Origin of the sequence: Streptomyces sp. SID12501 (assembly GCF_010550245.1) — a bacterium.
GTDB lineage: Bacteria > Actinomycetota > Actinomycetes > Streptomycetales > Streptomycetaceae > Streptomyces.
In genome coordinates, this window is record NZ_JAAGLU010001021.1 from 1 (window position 1) to 390 (window position 390).

Below are 390 nucleotides of genomic sequence, written 5' to 3' on the forward strand. Positions count from 1 at the left end.
GTGGCGTGCCGCGAGGTCGACCGAATCCCGGCTCGTGGCGCTGCCGTGCCACACCCGCAGCGTGCGCTGGTACGGCCGGGGCAGCACCTCGGCGCCGGTCAGCGCGGGCCGGAACCGGGGCCGCGCGGTGACCTCGTCCTCCCGCCAGATCCGCCGGAACAGCTCGTATCCCTCGGAGTTGCGGTCCCACTGGTCCTGGGGGCTCACGTCGAACAGCTCGCGCTGCGCCGTCCCGTTCCCCTTGCCGATCATCAGCTCCAGACGGCCGTCGCTGAGGTGGTCGAGCGTCGCGTAGTCCTCGTACGCCCGTACCGGATCGAGCAGGCTCAGGGTGGTCACCGCCGTGTACAGCCGGATCTCGCGGGTCAGCTCGGCGATGTGCGCGAGCAC

At 71.8% G+C, this 390-nt stretch carries 1 protein-coding gene; it reads right to left on the reverse strand.

Features of this window, described 5'->3' with window-relative positions; genetic code table 11:
• On the reverse strand, positions 1-390 hold a 390-nt coding region (locus tag G3I71_RS49630; RefSeq protein ID WP_164325565.1), incomplete at both ends, for an LLM class flavin-dependent oxidoreductase.